At 51.2% G+C, this 17,280-nt stretch carries 12 protein-coding genes; 6 read left to right on the forward strand and 6 right to left on the reverse strand.

Going from position 1 to position 17,280, the window contains the following annotated elements; all coding sequences use genetic code 11:
• The first annotated feature begins 171 nt into the window (after positions 1 to 171).
• Positions 172 to 837 (forward strand): response regulator, encoded by a 666-nt coding sequence (locus HF324_RS20135; RefSeq protein ID WP_168804207.1) that lies wholly within the window; start codon positions 172 to 174, stop codon positions 835 to 837.
• On the opposite strand, the gene HF324_RS20140 is transcribed toward HF324_RS20135, so the two are convergent.
• Entirely contained in the window at positions 800 to 3,850 is a 3,051-nt protein-coding gene (locus tag HF324_RS20140; RefSeq protein WP_168860657.1) for a sensor histidine kinase, read from the reverse strand. The two genes, HF324_RS20135 and HF324_RS20140, sit on opposite strands and share 38 nt — an antisense overlap.
• A gap of 188 nt (positions 3,851 to 4,038) precedes the next feature.
• Complete coding sequence (locus tag HF324_RS20145; protein ID WP_168804209.1) at positions 4,039 to 4,371, reverse strand: hypothetical protein; 333 nt, start codon at positions 4,369 to 4,371, stop codon at positions 4,039 to 4,041.
• Between the two features lie 616 nt (positions 4,372 to 4,987).
• Between HF324_RS20145 and HF324_RS20150 the strand changes: the two genes are divergently transcribed.
• Entirely contained in the window at positions 4,988 to 5,860 is an 873-nt protein-coding gene (locus tag HF324_RS20150; RefSeq protein WP_168860658.1) for an alpha/beta fold hydrolase, read from the forward strand.
• Here HF324_RS20150 and HF324_RS20155 read toward each other — a convergent pair.
• Both HF324_RS20155 and HF324_RS20160 read right to left on the reverse strand, forming a co-directional pair.
• A complete protein-coding gene (locus HF324_RS20155; protein ID WP_168860659.1) occupies positions 5,857 to 7,440 on the reverse strand; it encodes a hypothetical protein in 1,584 nt (527 codons plus the stop codon). The two genes, HF324_RS20150 and HF324_RS20155, sit on opposite strands and share 4 nt — an antisense overlap.
• Positions 7,441 to 7,501: 61 nt before the next feature.
• Complete coding sequence (locus tag HF324_RS20160; RefSeq protein WP_168860660.1) at positions 7,502 to 9,331, reverse strand: cytochrome c peroxidase; 1,830 nt, start codon at positions 9,329 to 9,331, stop codon at positions 7,502 to 7,504.
• Between the two features lie 231 nt (positions 9,332 to 9,562).
• Between HF324_RS20160 and HF324_RS20165 the strand changes: the two genes are divergently transcribed.
• The gene (locus HF324_RS20165; protein WP_168860661.1) at positions 9,563 to 11,917 is read left to right on the forward strand and encodes a metallophosphoesterase; all 2,355 of its coding nucleotides are present in this window, start codon (positions 9,563 to 9,565) and stop codon (positions 11,915 to 11,917) included.
• 131 nt (positions 11,918 to 12,048) lie between these two features.
• Here HF324_RS20165 and HF324_RS20170 read toward each other — a convergent pair whose 3' ends face one another.
• Positions 12,049 to 13,122 (reverse strand): hypothetical protein, encoded by a 1,074-nt coding sequence (locus HF324_RS20170; protein WP_193114958.1) that lies wholly within the window; start codon positions 13,120 to 13,122, stop codon positions 12,049 to 12,051.
• Positions 13,123 to 13,427: 305 nt separating this feature from the next.
• Here HF324_RS20170 and HF324_RS20175 point away from each other — a divergent pair, with 305 nt between their 5' ends.
• The 3 genes from HF324_RS20175 (at position 13,428) to HF324_RS20185 (ending at position 16,374) form a co-directional block, all read left to right on the forward strand.
• Positions 13,428 to 14,804 carry a B12-binding domain-containing radical SAM protein gene (locus HF324_RS20175; protein WP_168860662.1) on the forward strand — a complete coding sequence of 459 codons (1,377 nt, stop codon included), beginning with the start codon at positions 13,428 to 13,430 and terminating at the stop codon, positions 14,802 to 14,804.
• A gap of 112 nt (positions 14,805 to 14,916) precedes the next feature.
• Positions 14,917 to 15,369 (forward strand): carboxymuconolactone decarboxylase family protein, encoded by a 453-nt coding sequence (locus tag HF324_RS20180; protein WP_168804215.1) that lies wholly within the window; start codon positions 14,917 to 14,919, stop codon positions 15,367 to 15,369.
• A 243-nt stretch (positions 15,370 to 15,612) separates the two neighbouring features.
• A complete protein-coding gene (locus HF324_RS20185) occupies positions 15,613 to 16,374 on the forward strand; it encodes a basic secretory protein-like protein (RefSeq protein ID WP_168804216.1) in 762 nt (253 codons plus the stop codon).
• Positions 16,375 to 16,515: 141 nt separating this feature from the next.
• On the opposite strand, the gene HF324_RS20190 is transcribed toward HF324_RS20185, so the two are convergent.
• A complete protein-coding gene (locus HF324_RS20190; protein ID WP_168860663.1) occupies positions 16,516 to 17,028 on the reverse strand; it encodes a hypothetical protein in 513 nt (170 codons plus the stop codon).
• Positions 17,029 to 17,280: the final 252 nt, after the last annotated feature.

The following is a 17,280-nucleotide window of genomic DNA, read 5'->3' on the forward strand; positions in this document are numbered from 1 at the left end:
GGCTGTAGTTGTTACTGTAATAGCAATGTAGTAGTTATACTACAGCGCAGTCATCCGTTGATCAGGAGATCCTAAAAAAATTCCCGAATAATTATATACATCGGAAGAAAAATATGTTACTTTAGTGCCGACAAAGATCTATGCTACCCTCCTGCCCTAACCTGAACGGAAATGATACACGTATTGATTGCAGACGACCATTCGATAGTAAGACTTGGCGTTAAACAAATTATCTGCTCTCTGCCTGGTGACATGTATGTTACCGAAGCAAAAACATTTGACGAAACCATTTCTTTTATTGAAATCAGGCATTTCGACCTGCTGATTTTGGACATTAATATGCCTGGCGGCAACAACCTGCAGATGATACAGGCGGTAAAACTTCGTCAGCCTGATATTAAAATACTGGTCTGTTCGGCGTATGAAGAAATCCTGTATGCGCTCGGCTACCTGCAGACGGGCGCTGACGGTTACATTGAAAAAAACTCCCCGGACGACGACTTCAGGATGGCCGTCACTACAGTACTGGGGGGTGAAAAGTATATCAGCAGAGCCGTCAGGGAACAGCTTATCAACAAGTACACCCGGCAACAGGAAGTTCACCAGAATCCGTTCGCCGTACTCTCCGGACGTGAAATTGAAGTCATGAACCTGCTGATAAAAGGCCTTCCGCTGATAAAAATTGCGGAGATGCTTCACCTGCAGCTGACCACGGTGAGCACTTACAAAGCGCGCATCTTCGAAAAAACAGGGGTCAAAAATGTGATCGCTTTAGTGGAGAAAGCACATATGTACCAGGCTACCAGTCATATCGGCGAAGCTGTAATGAAAGTATAGTACCCCGCTCTTTTCCCGGGCGGGCGGTCAACCGGCCGTGGATCGCCGGCAGCAATTCCCTGATGAGTATCAGGCCAATCCCTGTGCTGATGGAATGACCGGTACCGTCATTTTCCGGCTGGTTCATCCAGTCCACGACTGCCTGCGGCATACCGCTGCCGGTATCTGACACATGTATCGTGAGCAGGTCCCCGCTTTTTTCCACCGTCACCGTTACGCTTCCGTGGACCGTATATTTAACGGCGTTATCCAGCAGGTTATGAAGTATCACTGTCAGGAGAAGCTTATTGGCCACCACTGTCGTTCCCGGAGGAACGTGATTCATCAGTTGGATGCGTTTTGAATCAGACACCGGCTTAAAGATGGCCATCTTTTCTTCCACCAGCCAGGGCAGGTCTATGACTTCTTCTGAGAATTCTCCCGTCTGGTAGGTAGTCCGCATATAATGGATCAGGTTATCCACCAGGTAGTGCATACGGTAGAGGCTCTCGTAGGTAACCGTTTTTATTTCCTCTTCCTTCAGCCTGTCTGAAGACGGATCATTATTATTGACGCGCAGCAAAAAGCGCAGCGGCGTTTTGATATCATGGGTAATGGCCGTCAGCAGGTGTTTATGCATTAAGCCCTGCTTACGGAGCTGTTCGTCTGACTCCTGTAAGATGGCCATTGTTTCCTCAAGCTTCTCCGTGCGGTTGTGGACTTTTAATTCCAGCAGTTTGTTCTGTTCCTGTATATGCCGGACACGTATTTTATAAATCAGGATAACCAGGCAGATCAGAGCGAACAAGGCCGCTAACCTGAACCATCCTTTCTCGTAGAAGGCTTCCTGCACGCGAATTCTGATCACTTTTTCGATGTACTGGTCTTTGCCGAAACCTTTCAGTTTTCGGACCCGGATACTATAATCGCCGGATGGCAACGACGACAGCGTGATGGTCCTGTCGCTGTTTACAGGCAGCCATATTTCTTCTTCCTGCCAACCGTCTTTGTCCAGGCTATAGTAGAAATACAGGTTCCGCTGGTCCCCGAAATAAGGGGAACTGATGTGCAACCGGAAGGTTTTAAAGCCGTTAGGCAGTTCGAAGTGGTCGTCCGCGGCCGTTTGCTTCAGGTTGTGTTCCATCCAGTCGACGAAGATTTTCTGGTCGGGCATCTCCATCCGGACAGCCGACGGCGTAAACTGCACCAGTCCGTCCAGCGAAGGCAGGGAGATATCTCCGTTCTCATATTTAAAGGCACAGGGCTGGCAGCCGCCGTTAAACTCGTTGGTATTAAAGCCCTGGTCTTTCCCGAAATAGTAATAAAACACGTCGCGCTGCTTTCCGTCGGCATAGTCCAGCATATCCTGCCGCCTGACGCGAAAGAGGCCTTTGTTGGTGGTCAGCCAGAAATACCCTTCGTAATCCTCCGTAATACAATGGGTAGTGATCATATACCGCTGGCCATCCAGCGGCAGGGCCACCAGCCGGTCGTTACGGTAGAGAAAAACGCCTTTGTTATAGGTGGTGATCCAGACTTCTTTTTGCCTGGGCACATAGATGCTTCGTATGTTTCCCTGTTCCAGTCCGCGGATAGTGTCTGTACGTCCGGAAGGCAGGTGTACCCGGTACAGGCCTTTGCTGGTACCTACCCATAGCAGGCCGGGAAGCTGTCCTTCTTTGATGTAGGTAACGTCCTCAACTTTGGCAGGCAGGAACTGCAGGGTGTCATCCGGCGAGGTGGTGTTCAAATAATACAGTCCCGGAAACTGGCCACCTACCCATATGTTTCCATTTGGGCCGGCATAAACGGTGCCGATGAGATAAGGTAATTCAATTTTGCGTACCACTTTACTGAAGTCGGGAGATACGCCGACGAGTGAAAAGCCTTTCCTTCCCCAGTACCTGCCCTGCTGATCGCGGGCCAGCGCATATTTCTCCAGGGTATCTTCACCATACGACAGCGGCAGCCAGTTGTATTTTCCGTTCTTTCCGAACGAAAGCCCGGTGGCTGTTATCACCGCATTACCGGAGAAGGGAGCCTGGGCGTAAAAAACCTCCTCTTCCGAAGCATCCGATTTACGGACGGTAAATTGCTGCCTGGTATAGATATAGAGGCCTTTGGTAGAGCTGCCGAGGAAAACGCGCCTGTTTGCCTGATCATAATAGACAGCGGTGATGTAAGCCTGATGCATGTCAAAATCCTTCGCCACCATAACACTATGCATACGACCATGCGCCTGGGGCTGCAGCAGATAACAGGCACGGTCCGTATACACGAAAACCTGCCGTGCCGCAAGGTTCCAGTACAGCTCCATTTTACATTTGCTGAACGCTGTGTCCGACAGCAGGTCGCCTGTCAGCGTAATTTTCATCGGCTGGTCTTTATGCCACCCGATGATATGTCCGTCTTTGTTCAGGTAAAACAGCCGGCTATCGCAAACGAACAAACGCAGCAGGTCCAGCTGCGGCTGAACAATGCGATAATCTGTCTTCCCTTTATTTATATGGGAGATGGTATCCCTGTAAACAGAAAAATAAGTTTCGGAAGTCTGCGGCATAACGACCGGGCATATTTTGGCAAAATGCGCTCCATAGTCGTCGGGCCATCCGCGGATGGGATAATAATCCTTATTGCTGGCTTTATACCGCTGGTATTCGTATCCAGGCATTGTTCGGCCTATATGTTTCACCCTGCTCTGGGTGACCGTCAGTATTTCCCCGATATCGTTTTCTACAGCGATGGCAGTGTCACTGGGATACGTCCGTCCCATCCTGCTGCTTTTCAGTCCGGGCAGGTTGTCGGTGCTGAAGTTAAAGAAGTAGCTGCCATCAAACCGCGTGAGGCCGTTTTCTGTAGGCAGCCACAGAAAACCATTTTTATCCGGTACAATGCCTTTGATACTGTTTTGAGGCAATCCATCCTCATCCGTGAAGTGCCTGACAGCGTAATATATTGCGGTATCCGCCGGGAGACTGGGCGTCGCCGGCATAAAATGCAGCAAGCATAGGTGAAGACAGACAATAAGGTTCATCGTAAAGATAAAGCTCGAACAACATGACAGCAGGACATCCGCAATCCTGATTTAACTCGCCGCAAATATATGTAAATAGGGCGCGAATTAAAATAGTATTAAAAAATATGCTGTCGGGCTGCCGCGCGGGAAGTGTAGTCAGGCCAAGCCCTGTCTGTTGTACCCGGCCTGACTGTAAGGTGCCGCTCTTAGTTGATCCTGATGCGGGAGATCTTGCCATCCAGCCCGTTGTTCTGGATGAAAGACACAACCACGTACTCATCTTCATAACTACGTTCAAACGTATTGACCGTATACTCCGGCGATATCTTTTTTACATTGACGATGGTAAAATCATCGTTCGTAGCACCGTCCGGTGAGTCGTACACCGTAATTTCACAGCCTGCGCGTACGCCATACAGTTTCATGGAGCGGATTTCATCATTTTTTACCGGCTGGAAGTTCTGTCCCGGGGTGTCTTCAACTGTCTGAACAATGTTTTGGGAGCCATTGTTGCCTTCATAAAATACGATAATACCCATAAAATAGCGTTTTGTGGTGAAATAATAAGAAGGAGAAATCATTCCTGTACACAGGAAAAAAGATGTATAATCAAACTAAAAAGGAAAATTAACCGGTTTTAAACAATAGTCAGGACTACAAACTAAATAATATGGTCACTTTGAGCTTAACACGGGTTCCATAGGAAGGATATTGCAGCACTGATAAGCATTCCAGCGCTTTTATATCCTTCAGCATTCTCTGAATGAAATTAAGTAAAAAAAATAAACCGGCAAAAAAGAGGTTGGAATTATTGTCTTAGTCGGAAAGATGTATTTTCACATAGAGGGGCTTATAGAAGCCTGTTAGGCCTGGAAGTAATAAATCCTAAGCACCTTCATACGCCCTGGCCACAGCACTGCCCAGTTTGATCTCACTTATATCTTATCATTTTGAAATTTTTCTTACACCACATCAGTCTACGCTTGCCCCTAACTGCCAACGTATCCTCCATTGCCACTCTATAGAAGTCGCGATAATTTACGGCCGCGCCGGGTCGTATATATACAAATGATTCACATCCTTGCTTCGACATCCTGGCAGGAAATTGAATTCAATACCTTCCCCCTCCGGCACAAAATATGATGACACCATTGTATGGAAAAGGTACTGTATAAAACCCTCGAAACAGACGGACTGAACATTTTCTACCGCGAAGCCGGAGATCCTGCCCATCCTGCACTGTTGCTGATGCACGGCTTTCCCAGTTCCTCCCACATGTTCAGAAGGCTGCTGCCGGCGCTTGCACGGGAAGGCTACTACGCCGTTGCACCCGACTTTCCCGGATTCGGCTACAGCTCGTATCCGCAGGCGGACAGTTTCTCCTACACTTTTGAAAATATTGCGCGTATTGTGGCCGCTTTTGTAGAAAAAATGCAACTGCAAAAATTTGCGCTGTACCTGCATGACTACGGCTCCACCATAGGCATGCGCGTAGCTTTGATGCACCCGGAGAAAATTACCGCCCTGATCTTCCAGGACGGTAACTCCTATGAAGAAGGTCTGGGCAAAGAGTGGGACACCACCAAAGCCTACTGGGACAACCCGACGCAGGAAAACAGGGACCGGCTACCGGAATGGCTAAACGCAGAAGGTACCCGGCAGCAATATCTTGCCGGCATCCCTGACGAACAGTTGCCGCTTTTCAGTCCAGACACCTGGACGCTGGACTGGGCGCTGATGAACCGTCCGGGCCATATCGATGCGCACTTCGCCTTGTTTGAAGACTACCGGACCAATCGGGAATACTTTCCCCTGTTTCAGGCCTTTTTCCGGCAGACGCAACTTCCGGCGCTGGTGATATGGGGCCGGCACGACGCCTATTTCAACGTTGCGGAAGCAGCCTGTTACCAGCGCGATCTCCCCGATGCGGAGATCCATATCCTGGATGCCGGCCACAAAGCGCTGGAAAGCCATTTCGAAGAAATCAGTGCGCTTATGATCAACTTCCTGCACCGGGTGCTGCATTAAATTCCCCTGTCGAGAAATTTCTCCGGCACATTATAACCGCCGTTTTTAAACGGCACCACCGTCTTCTCCAGCGGCAGGCTGCCATCCATACAGCTGCCGCTGATAATCAGCAGCTGATAGTTCTCCTCCTGCCCTGCAGGACGCATCAGCCATTTATTAAAATGACAACGTTGTATGCCGTTGGCATTATCGTAAGCGTCACTGGTGGTAATGGTGAAAGCGGCCGTCAGCTGGTCGTTGGAAAAAGCCAGCACGTCATCCCAGGATATGCTGCTGCCCATGTGAGTGATACCGCCGGACACCATAATGCCTATACGATGCGTGCCCAGCTTTACGAGACCGCTGAAATAACCGGAATTGCCATACATACCGCCACCGCCGGCATTCAGCTGATGGGCCACGGCCTGCCAGCTGCTGCCTGCCTGTTTAAATACCCAGACGTCCATCCAGCCGGTAGCAGGCGCTCCGCCGTCCGGCACCCCGTTGGTGAACACTGCGGTGCAGTACACGTTGCCATCCAGCCGGAAATACACGATAGAGTCCAGTCCGCGCACCACCTTATCAGGACCGGCTTCCGGCGGAACGGTATCATACACCGGCCTGGTCAGTTGCGCTATCTGCGCCGCACCGAAATCCGCAGGCGCCTGTAACAGCTCTACGCGGTCGTCGAATAACTGCCTGATTTCATTGCGGACCACCTGGCGCAGACCGTCGACCGATTTTTCTGTATTGACCTTTTCCAGGAAAAGCCTTACCACTCCTGCCGTCCGGGTGTTGCCATATTTTTGTACAAAGGAGAGATATTCCGCTTTATTTTCGGGGACCAGCGAACTGATGTCCTGGCGACTATCAAAACTGGGGGTATTGTCTTGTCCGAAGAGATAGTCTTCACAATAACGGTCATAGTTCTCCCTCGCGTTAGCCACCAGGATGCTGTTGGGATAAGCTTCTATAAACTGCTCCCAGTGAAGCGCCCGCTGGCCAACCTCGCTGAAAGGCACGGACAGCCCGGCATCGGCGCTGTACAACACGGTATCTTCATCCGCATTTAGCCGGAGATAGCTCCTGTAATCCGGCGGTAACGAATTTTTAAAGAGCCGTGTATAAAAATCAGGAACGGTGCGCAGCACGGTATATCCCTCGCCTATCCCCCAGGGTTCTATCCCGGCAGTGGCCAGCAGGCCGATAGTCCGCTGCACGCTGTCGGGCGGCACCACCTTGTTTTTTTCCTCGGAGTAGTAGTTGACGTACTTGTCCAGCCAGCCACCTTCATTGTTGCTAATGCTGGTCAGCGCCGTATCTACATATAGCGCCAGCGAACGGTATAACAGTACCGCAGCATCTGCGCTGATACCGGGCAATTGCTGTTCTATCGCCTTTCTCCTGCTGACGATGCCGTCAACGTAAGCCTGCGTGGATAACGTTTCTCCCGGTGACTGACGGGAAAGCGAGTCTGCCCTTGTGGCGGTGGCGGAACCTTGCTGATGGTCCTTCTTTTTCTGGCCCCCGTTACAGGCTGTCAACAAAGCAATGGAAAATAACAGGCCGGGAGTAAGGCCTCTCAAAAATGTACACTTCATAGTATGTAAAGCCGTAAATAAGGCTGTAAGATAAGGAAAGCGCAGCAATTAAAAACGCCGGTCAGTACCGCACAGCCGCTTTCCAGCTACTGGTATCTGTCAGCGCCTGCATGAAAGCCACCAGCGCTTTTTTCTCCTGTGATGTCAGTTGCAGCTTGTCGGCAGGCAAGGTCTGATTGGGTGGCGCAATGCCCAGTCCCGCCCCGCCGCCTTTGTCATAGAAGTCGATCACCGATTCCAGCGTAGGGAACACACCGTTATGCATATACGGAGCGGTGAGCGCACTGTTACGTACCGTAGGCGTTTTGAAAGCATAGCGATGAATGCTGATCTTATACAGTACATACTTCCCGGGGTCTTTATCCAGTGGTGCATGCGGACGGTTACTTGCGGGTACGCCCAGCACTTCCGACTCCGGCTCCGCGAAATAAGGCGGCGCTACACCGTTGAACAACGGCGCAAAGTGGCAGGTACCGCATTTGCCTTTTCCCATGAAGATGTTGAAGCCCTTTTTCTCAGTGGCGTTCAGCGCCGTGGTATCTCCGTTCATATAGCCGTCGAAGCGGGATTGGAGGCTGGTGAGCGAACGCAGGAAAGAAGCCAGCGCGTTGGCAATGTTCTCCTCCGTGATGTTGTTGTTTCCTGCCGCGAAAGCTTTATTAAACAGACGAATATAGGCGCTGTCTTTCCTCAGTGTACGGGCTGCCTGCTCCAGGGAGCCATTCATCTCCCGTTTGTTGTGCACCACGTCCGATACCTGGTTTTCGAGGAAAATAGCGCGGGAGTCGTAGAACTGTTTGGACTGGAACGCGGTGTTCAGCAGTGTGGGGGTGTTACGGGCAATAGTCTCTTTGCTGCCCAGTGCTGTATTCTTTGCCATCCCGTCGGTGAATGCTTTGGAAGCCTGGTGGCAGGAAGCGCAGGAGCGCTGCAGGTTGCCGGACAATACCGGATCATAGAACAACCGTTGTCCCAGTTGTATCCGTGCTTCCGTGGGATCTGATTCGTAGTTGGGCGAATAGCCGTTGGCGTTATAGTACCGCATGGCAAAGAGGTGCGGTGCATCGGGCGACAATATCCTCCTTTCCTGCGGTACCTGCAGGGAGAGCTGCTGCTGCAGCGACAACAATGAGGCACTGAGGGGATTGGCATAAGTGGTAATAAAATGCAGCCGGTCAAATGCATTGAAATCCGTGTGTTGCAACAGGTATTGTTGTGCCGCTTTAAAGCGGGCACCCAGTGTATGCTTCACCGTGGTATCCGTCAGCCTGCCGGCATAGAGGGCTGCGGCGTGCTCCACCCCTTCCAGCGCCGCTGCGGCTTCCTCCATAGACAGCAAAGCCACCGGCGAATCAAAGCCGGAAATACCCTGTGCGATGATACGATAGATCTCAAAGCGCATGGCATCCAGCACATAAGCGTCCATAAAGCCGTAGGGGTCCGTTTGTGACTGCAGGGCCGTAAACTGCTCCCGGAGCGCTGTCACAGCGGCCAGCAGCTCTTTGTCAGGTATTGGCTGCGCCCATAATTTTTCTTCCATCACCTGGAAGCCCTGCGGCGCGAGTATCGCCCGGGAATTTTCCCCGTCCGCAAACGGTAAAGCCGGACCGTTGATACTGCGGATTAAATGCGGGTAATAGTACTCCGTCAGGAATTCAGTGCGCTTGTAGGCGCGGCGCGCAGCACGGAACAACCGCTGCCGGGTGGCGGCCGGCGCGTGACGGCGGATAGCCAGCTGTAACTGCTGAAGGCTGTCCCCCACAACGCCCATCTGCTGACTGAACCAGGTTTCCAGCGCGGCGGCAGGTTTGACGGTCGCCGGCGCGGGCGACCAGCGTAGTTGCATAAACGTTAGTGCGGCTAACAAGAGGGAAGACAAAATGGTTTTCATATGGTGCTACAGGAATTTTAAACCGGGTATTGTAAAATATGAAAATTATAATTAATTTCAATGCCGGAACATGTTTTTACACCAGACCTGTAATGAAGCAGCCATGCGCGCCCCGGAAACCCTGAGCTTCATACATCAACCTATTCTGTTTCAGACGATTCAGCCACATCTCATTTCATTTAAATCCATCTAAATCGATCTATCAACATCCAAACACCTAAATCTCATCCCATGATCCCATGCTTGTCCTCTATTGCGAAATCATGCATCGCTACCTGTTGTGGCGCCCTGTTGGGCCTCACCTTACAGGCCCAGACCACACTGGTCCCTTTTGGTTCCACCTGGAAATACCTCGACAACGGCTCCAACCAGGGCACTTCCTGGCGATCGGCCTCCTTCAATGACGCCTCGTGGCAGGAAGGACCTGCTGAACTGGGCTATGGCGACGGTGACGAGGCTACTACTGTCAGTTACGGCAGCAGCTCGTCCAACAAATACGTCACCACTTACTTCAGGAAGAAGTTCAATCTCAGCGGCCTTGGCAACTACACCAGTTTCACCCTCGAATTCAGAAGAGACGACGGTATCGTAGTATATGTCAACGGCACCGAAGTAAAACGGGACAACATGCCCACCGGCACGATCTCCTACACCACCAAGGCCTCCAGCGATGCGAGCGATGACGGCGCCTCCACGCAGACAGCCACCATTCCCGTGTCGGCCTTCGTGGAAGGCAGCAACACGATCGCCGTGGAAATCCACCAGCAGGTGGTCACCAGCAGCGACATCTCCTTTGACCTGCAACTGAAAGGCAATACCGGCAGCTCCTCCGCGTCCGTGGTGCGGGGCCCTTACCTGCAAATGGGTAACCAGACGGCCGTCACCATCCGCTGGCGCACCGCCACGGCCGGCAACACCAAGGTGAAATACGGCACCACCTATGGCAGCCTCACCGACAGCGTGGTGAACACTACCTCCTCCACCGAACATGAAGTGAGGCTCACCAACCTGCAGCCGGACACCCGCTACTATTACAGCATAGGCACTACCACCGCCGTACTGGAAGCTACTGACAAAAACTATTTCAATACCGCGCCTCCCGCCGCTACTACACGAAAAATCAGGATTGCCGCCTATGGCGACTGCGGCAACAACTCCAGCAACCAGACAAAAGTGCGGGACGCCTATATGAACTATGTAGGCGCCGGTCATACCGACGTTTGGTTACTGCTCGGCGACAATGCCTATGACGGCGGTTTTGACAATGAGTATCAATCCAACTTCTTTAACATATACAAAGACAATCTGCTGAAGAATATCCTGCTGTTCCCATCGCTGGGCAACCACGACTATGACAACGACCCGTCCCGGCAGGATGATCACAATATCCCCTACCTCGCCAACTTCACCCTTCCGAAAAACGGCGAGTGTGGCGGCGTTGCATCCGGTAAGGAAGAATACTATTCCTTCGATTACGGCGACATCCACTTCATCTGCCTGGACTCCTACGGAAGAGAAAGCAGCAAGCGCTTCTACGATACTACCAGCGCGCAGATACTGTGGCTTAAAAACGACCTCGCCGCCAATACCCGTAAATGGACGATCGCCTACTGGCACCATCCCCCCTACACTATGGGCAGCCACAACTCCGATACGGAAAGTGAACTGGTAAAGGTAAGGCAGAACCTCATCCGCATACTGGAACGCAACGGCGTAGACCTCATCCTCAACGGCCACAGTCACGATTATGAGCGCTCTTATTTTATCCGCGGCCACTACGGGCTGGAAAACACGTTTTCCTTCTCGCAGCATGCCGTCAGCAACAGCAGCGCGAAATATGACAGCACCACCAGCTCCTGCCCCTATGTGTCCAGGTCCGCAAAGACCAACAATGGCACGGTATACGTGGTGGCCGGTTCCGCCGGACAGGTAGGCGGTACCTCTTCTTCTTTCCCGCACGCGTCTTCCTATTATTCCAATGCCACTACCGGTGGTTCTCTCTTGCTGGAAATAGAAGGCAACCGCCTGGATGCGAAGTTCATCGCGGCAGACAAAACCGTTAAAGACCGCTTTACGATCATGAAAGACGTCAACAAAACCACTGTGGTAAACGCTACTGCCGGACAGCCGCTCACCCTCACCGCTTCCTGGCCGGGCAACTACAAATGGGATGACGGCTCCACCAGTCGCAGCAGAACGGTTACGCCCAGCAGCACCACCGTGTATACCGTTAACGACAACGCTACGCCCGTCATCTGCGTCACCGACACTTTCAAAGTAGTGACCGGCGCCCTGATGACGACAGCTGTAACAGAGAGTAAGACAACAGCATCACCGGCATTCACCTGCAAAGTGTATCCCAACCCATCTCCCAACAACAAACTACAGGTAGAGATCAGCAGCAAACAGCAACAGATAATGAGATACAGCATTGTAGACCTTTCCGGCAGAAGAGTACAGGAAAATGTATGGCAGGTATCCCAGGGCACCACCACGCACACCATCACGCTGCCACGGGGGAATTACATCCTGACGGTAGTTGGCACTAACGGAGACAGGCAAACGCAACAGATAGTAGTAGAGTAAGTTTTTCGTTTTATGATCGTCCGGCCCGTGATAATGCTCCCGTGCATTTCACGGGCCGGACTTTTTTTAGTTCATTTCGCTCTACCCAAGTCATCATGGATCCGGGCAATCTTTCCCATAATATGCGAGGCCTAGCTTCCCACGCCGCTGGCCGCATGTATAAAAGCAGGCCGGCTGAAGCTGTAGAAAGGCTGGAAGAAACACCAGATACGCTTACTGGTACTGTGTGAACGGAACACCTCCGTCGTGTGGTTGGGGTTGGCAATGGAAAGGCTGATGGTAGCATCGTCTACGTCCGGGTGATTGGGATCGTATATTTTGAGAGAAAGGTCGGAGCCATCGAGTTCGTAACCGTAAACCAGCACGACGTGATTTTTTCCGAGGTCGAATGGATTGAGGGATTTGGTTTGTACCAGCGCAAGCGGCACCAGCTGGTTGCTGTCCAGCTTACGTTTTATCTTAGGCCATTCATCTTTGATCATGCGCCATGCCCTGCCGCGCGGCGCCAGCCCTATTTTGCTCATGTCTGTTTCATGGTCCGGCAGCGCGGGGTTCATCAGCGTCATATAAGTAGCGATACCGCCGGGGAGGTTAAAGCTGGCCATAAAGCGGTCCACCAGGTAGTTGTATAAACCGCCGCCGCAGGGGGATACCTTGGTGGCCGGCGGCAGTTGGTTGCTTTCAAAAAGGTCACGCACGGCAAACACCATCCCGCCGCATACGCCGTTGGAAGCGTTGCCGATAGGTATCCTGATATCAGCGAAAGGAATGGGAGGTATCAGGTTAAACAGCGGGCAGCTGGGAAAACCGCTGTTATTAAAGTGAAACGCATGGATGCTGGGTTTAAATCCCGGTACGCTATGTTGCCTGATCCACGTGTCGGAAGACCATAACGGATGACCATTGGTGTCATAAATCACCAGGTTGCCATCATCCTGTAATATCAGCCAGGCGCCGTAATGACGATCCGTGCCGGAATCCCAGACGTAACTGTGGCCTGGTCCGTACATTACAAGATTACCGTCTTCCTGCATTTCCAGTATGTCCACCTGGCGGCCGTCCGTATTGGATGCCCAGCGGGGTATGTTACCGGTACGGTACAACACGAGGTTACCGTCGCCTTGTAATATCAAAGTAGTTTTTTCGTTGGGAGCAGTCAATGTCCCGCCCACTGGGAGCGATTGTCCCGGTAGAAGTCTGTCCATAAATGAGGGTTAATTTAAATTGGTGATTAATTGAAGTTGGGGTTAACCGGTTAATTACAATACAAAAGTAGCCGCTTCTACGGAAGCAGGTAAGCGTAGAAACAGGGAATTTGATAACTCCGTAGATGTACGTAGGTTAAATCTCAACAGGTTTTCGCCGGATGCTGTGTTTTTCATAAAGTGGTTTCGGTATCTCTTCCTCTCCTCTCAGGGAGATGTTATCCTACCCTGTATTTCTAAAATAAAAAGTGCTTTGTATTTCAAAGTATATTTATATTTTTGTATTGCCTTCTAAAAAACGTGCTATGAAAATAGACATTATCATTGCGTACGTCCAGCGATACGAATTCGGCCACGAATATGATTTTGTACCGCCCATAACCGGCATCCACCTGGCCGCTATCACGCCGGCGGAACATACGGTGGCGGTGTACCACCAGCAGGTAGACCGTATCAACACCCAAACGGACGCTGACCTCATCGCCATCTCCTTTTTCAGTGGTTTCGCCATGGCGGCCTACGCGCTGGCAGTGGAATTCAGGAAAAGGGGAAAGACTGTCGTGGCTGGCGGACCGCACGTCACCTACTGTCAGGCCGAAGCCCTGGAATACTTCGACGCCATCGTCACCGGGGAAGCCGAGAGCGCCTGGCCACAACTGCTGAAAGATGCGGCTGTCGGACAACTGAAACAGGTATACACCGGCGGCCCCTGTGACATGAAGGACCTGCCCACTCCCAGGTATGACCTGCTGCCCAACAAATTTTTTATCAGGAAAGTAATACAGGCTACCAGGGGATGTCCCTTCTCCTGTTCTTTCTGCACCGTCCCGTCACTGAACCCGGGCTTCCGGCTAAGGCCCGTGAAAGATGTGCTGCGCGATGCAGGTTACGATCAATTTGACTACTGGTGGCAGCGGAAAGTGGTCTGGTTCTGGGACGATAACCTCACGATCAAACGCCCTTACATCCGCGAGCTGTTACAAGGCATGATCCCGTTAAAGAAATGGTGGCTCACGCAAGCCAGTATGGATATCGCCAAAGATCCCGAACTGCTGGACCTGATGAAGGCATCCGGCTGCATTGGCGTTTTCCTTGGTATTGAATCCTTCGGCATAGACTCCCTTGCCGACGCCAACAAGCGGCAAAACAAAATAGCTAACTACAGTGCTGCCGTTAAAGCCATCCGCCGGCGCGGCATTGCGGTCATGGCAGGATTCATCGCCGGCTTCGATCACGACGATGAACAAAGTATCGTTCATATGGCGGACCAGCTGATGGAAATAGGCATAGACGTACCTTTCCTGAGCATCATGACGCCTTTCAGGGGCACGCCCATCTACCATACGTTACGCCAGGAAGGACGGATCATGGATGACAGGAACTGGAATTACTACAACGGTTACAATGTGGCTTTTACCCCTAAAAAGATCGATGCGGACCAACTCCTGCAGGCCCACCGGACATTATGGAAAAAATCATTCTCTCCCTGGTACGCCGGTAAACGGATACTCCGCGGCCTGTTCACCCTCCGCCGGGGCGCCTTCCTGCTGTCGCTGTTTATGAACAGTTTCTATTCCTACAAGCGCGTCCGGAAAAACTACCCCATAGACATGACCCAACGACATAATATTGTCAAAGCAGTGGAACCGGTCCCCCGTTTTGAACACGGTGTTTTGGCATGATCAAAAAAAATTCAAAAAAAAATATGCCGTCACACGTCCCATTTTGTCTTCGTCGGTAGACATATAGATAAACGCCTCAAGAGGCGCCATACTCATCTTAAATAACGACAAAATGGAAGCAAGAATGAAAAATCCAGCGAAGGTATTGAATGTTAATCCGGCCATTCAGTCTATGATGTCTTCGATCTACCTAAGCGGTATTTCTTTGGAACTGCTGGAATACCTCGGTTTGAGGGTCAGCCAGATGAACAATTGCGAGCTGTGCATCGATCAGTCTTTTGTCCGCGCCGGGGAGGACCCGGTTATTGGAAAACGAATAGAACAAGTGCTGGACTGGAAGAAATCGACAGCTTTCAATGAAGCAGAACGAGCGGCACTGGAGGTTACAGAAGCTATCACGCTATTAAAAGAGAGATATGATTCTGTTTCTGACGCCCTCTGGTCAACACTGGCAAATCATTATAACGAAGCGGAACGCGCCGCCATTGTAGTGTTTGTTGCTGCCATGAACATGTTCACGCGTATCAATGTTGCTACCAGGCAAACGACCGCAGACTGGGAATAAATAAAAACGCCGCTTCAGTTCAACTACCGGACCGGGCGGCGTTTTCTCTGTCTTCCGGCGCCTGCACCTTCCGGCGCGATGACAGCGCAGCAGTTGACCATTATCTGAAACAAAGCAACACAGGGTCCTTCAGCAGTATCACCAAATTGTCATGTTTAGACGATGTGTATAGGATAATTCCGGGGATATAAATATCTTACTATTGATCGACCGTTTATCTGCCCCTACGAAACCCAACATCCAATGAAATTTTCAAACCCGTTATGCATTGCACTCAGTGCAGCCTCCATTCTCGCATTTTCCGCCTGTAGCAAATCATCACTTACCCCTCCCGGGGAAGAAACCGCACAAACCACGTTATCCGGCAACAAACAGGTAACCGCCGCCGCCACCACGCCCGTTGGCACCGTTATTTATACCAGCAACGGGTATAAGCTTACGTTTACCAATAATGCCAGCGGTTTTGACGATGCTACCCGTCAAAAATTCGTGGACATGTACTTCAGTATTTATCCAAAATTGCTAAATCGATTTTACACAGGCGCCACGAAACAGGTTACTTTTGTGATCGATCCTAACTACAACGGCGTCGCCTATACGTCGGGTACGACGGTCACCTACAGCGCCGCCTGGATGGCCAACCATCCGCAGGACGTAGACGTACTCACCCATGAAGTTATGCATGTGGTACAGGCATACACCGGTGGTACGCCCGGCTGGCTGACGGAAGGCATCGCCGACTATGTACGCTATAAATATGGCGTCAACAACGGGCCGGCCGGCTGGTCATTACCAGCCTGGTCTTCCTCCCAGTCCTATACAGACGCATACCGGGTAACCGCACGCTTCCTCGTATGGCTGGAACTCCATGTAAGGGCCACCATTGTCGACGACCTGAACACCGCGCTGCGTAATAAAACCTACTCCGGCAACACCTGGAACCAGCTTACCGGCAAATCGGTCGATCAACTGTGGACAGACTACTCCAATAACCCGGCGTTATAATTCATTTAAGTCATCATAGCATTGCCGTTATTATTCTCTAACCAGGGAATGATGGACAGTCGATCAACTATTCAGGCAATGTTGTGTGTTAGCGGTTACCGGCTGCCGGTCAGGCACGCCGGTAATCCTGCTATTGGCTGCTCAGACGCGGGAGGCTGCCTGGGGATCGGCCACAAAACCTTTGGCGGTCAGCTCCTCTGCATTCATGTTTAAAATGAAATCACCGGCGATCACGCCGTTGGCCAGCAATAAATGCCCATCCGGATTTCCGGCATAGGGAGGATTGGCAGCCAGCCTGTACAACGGCTCTCCGAAGGTGCCCATGGATACCTGCATGATGGCCACAGGATTTCCGTCTTTATCCATCAGCTCATGGGTGCCGGGAACAAGTTTGCTGGCACGGATCAGCTGTCCCGTGCTCAGGAGAAACAACTGGTCCATGCTGGTCACGAGTTTCTGATTGCTGCCATACAGGACGAACACCGATGTCGACTGCCCGTTGTCTGCCTGCTGACAGAGGTTAACGAATACCGATTGCCATACCGGCTGATTATTGTTCAGACTGGCCGCCTGCAGCGGGCTGCTGTTATGCAGCTCCATCACAGGCATTTCTCCCTGCGGAATCGCCATCTGCGCATCTTTGTAGTAAGACATAAGCATATAGTTTATTGGTCAACGATAGGATATACCGAAAAAAAAAAGCGGATAAAAAAGAGACATGACGTTTTCAATAAGATAGCTGCCGTTAAGGATATGGTTATTTGTCCGGATAATGAATGTAAAACCTTTTTGACTTAAATGCAAAAAACTGCATAAAAAAACCCACCTCAATGCAGGTGGGCGTATAGTATCTATAGTTTCCGTCTGCTGGTCACCAGCTGGTTCCTATAACTCAATTCACTTTCC

It is taken from the genome of Chitinophaga oryzae, from assembly GCF_012516375.2.
In the GTDB taxonomy this organism is placed as follows: domain Bacteria; phylum Bacteroidota; class Bacteroidia; order Chitinophagales; family Chitinophagaceae; genus Chitinophaga; species Chitinophaga oryzae.

Excerpts from the sequence above, each read along its gene's own strand:
- HF324_RS20135 (WP_168804207.1), top strand. The coding sequence starts at position 172 with ATGATACACGTATTGATTGCAGACGACCATTCGATAGTAAGACTTGGC.
- HF324_RS20140 (WP_168860657.1), bottom strand. The coding sequence starts at position 3,850 with ATGAACCTTATTGTCTGTCTTCACCTATGCTTGCTGCATTTTATGCCG.
- HF324_RS20145 (WP_168804209.1), bottom strand. The coding sequence starts at position 4,371 with ATGGGTATTATCGTATTTTATGAAGGCAACAATGGCTCCCAAAACATT.
- HF324_RS20150 (WP_168860658.1), top strand. The coding sequence starts at position 4,988 with ATGGAAAAGGTACTGTATAAAACCCTCGAAACAGACGGACTGAACATT.
- HF324_RS20155 (WP_168860659.1), bottom strand. The coding sequence starts at position 7,440 with ATGAAGTGTACATTTTTGAGAGGCCTTACTCCCGGCCTGTTATTTTCC.
- HF324_RS20160 (WP_168860660.1), bottom strand. The coding sequence starts at position 9,331 with ATGAAAACCATTTTGTCTTCCCTCTTGTTAGCCGCACTAACGTTTATG.
- HF324_RS20165 (WP_168860661.1), top strand. The coding sequence starts at position 9,563 with ATGATCCCATGCTTGTCCTCTATTGCGAAATCATGCATCGCTACCTGT.
- HF324_RS20170 (WP_193114958.1), bottom strand. The coding sequence starts at position 13,122 with ATGGACAGACTTCTACCGGGACAATCGCTCCCAGTGGGCGGGACATTG.
- HF324_RS20175 (WP_168860662.1), top strand. The coding sequence starts at position 13,428 with ATGAAAATAGACATTATCATTGCGTACGTCCAGCGATACGAATTCGGC.
- HF324_RS20180 (WP_168804215.1), top strand. The coding sequence starts at position 14,917 with ATGGAAGCAAGAATGAAAAATCCAGCGAAGGTATTGAATGTTAATCCG.
- HF324_RS20185 (WP_168804216.1), top strand. The coding sequence starts at position 15,613 with ATGAAATTTTCAAACCCGTTATGCATTGCACTCAGTGCAGCCTCCATT.
- HF324_RS20190 (WP_168860663.1), bottom strand. The coding sequence starts at position 17,028 with ATGTCTTACTACAAAGATGCGCAGATGGCGATTCCGCAGGGAGAAATG.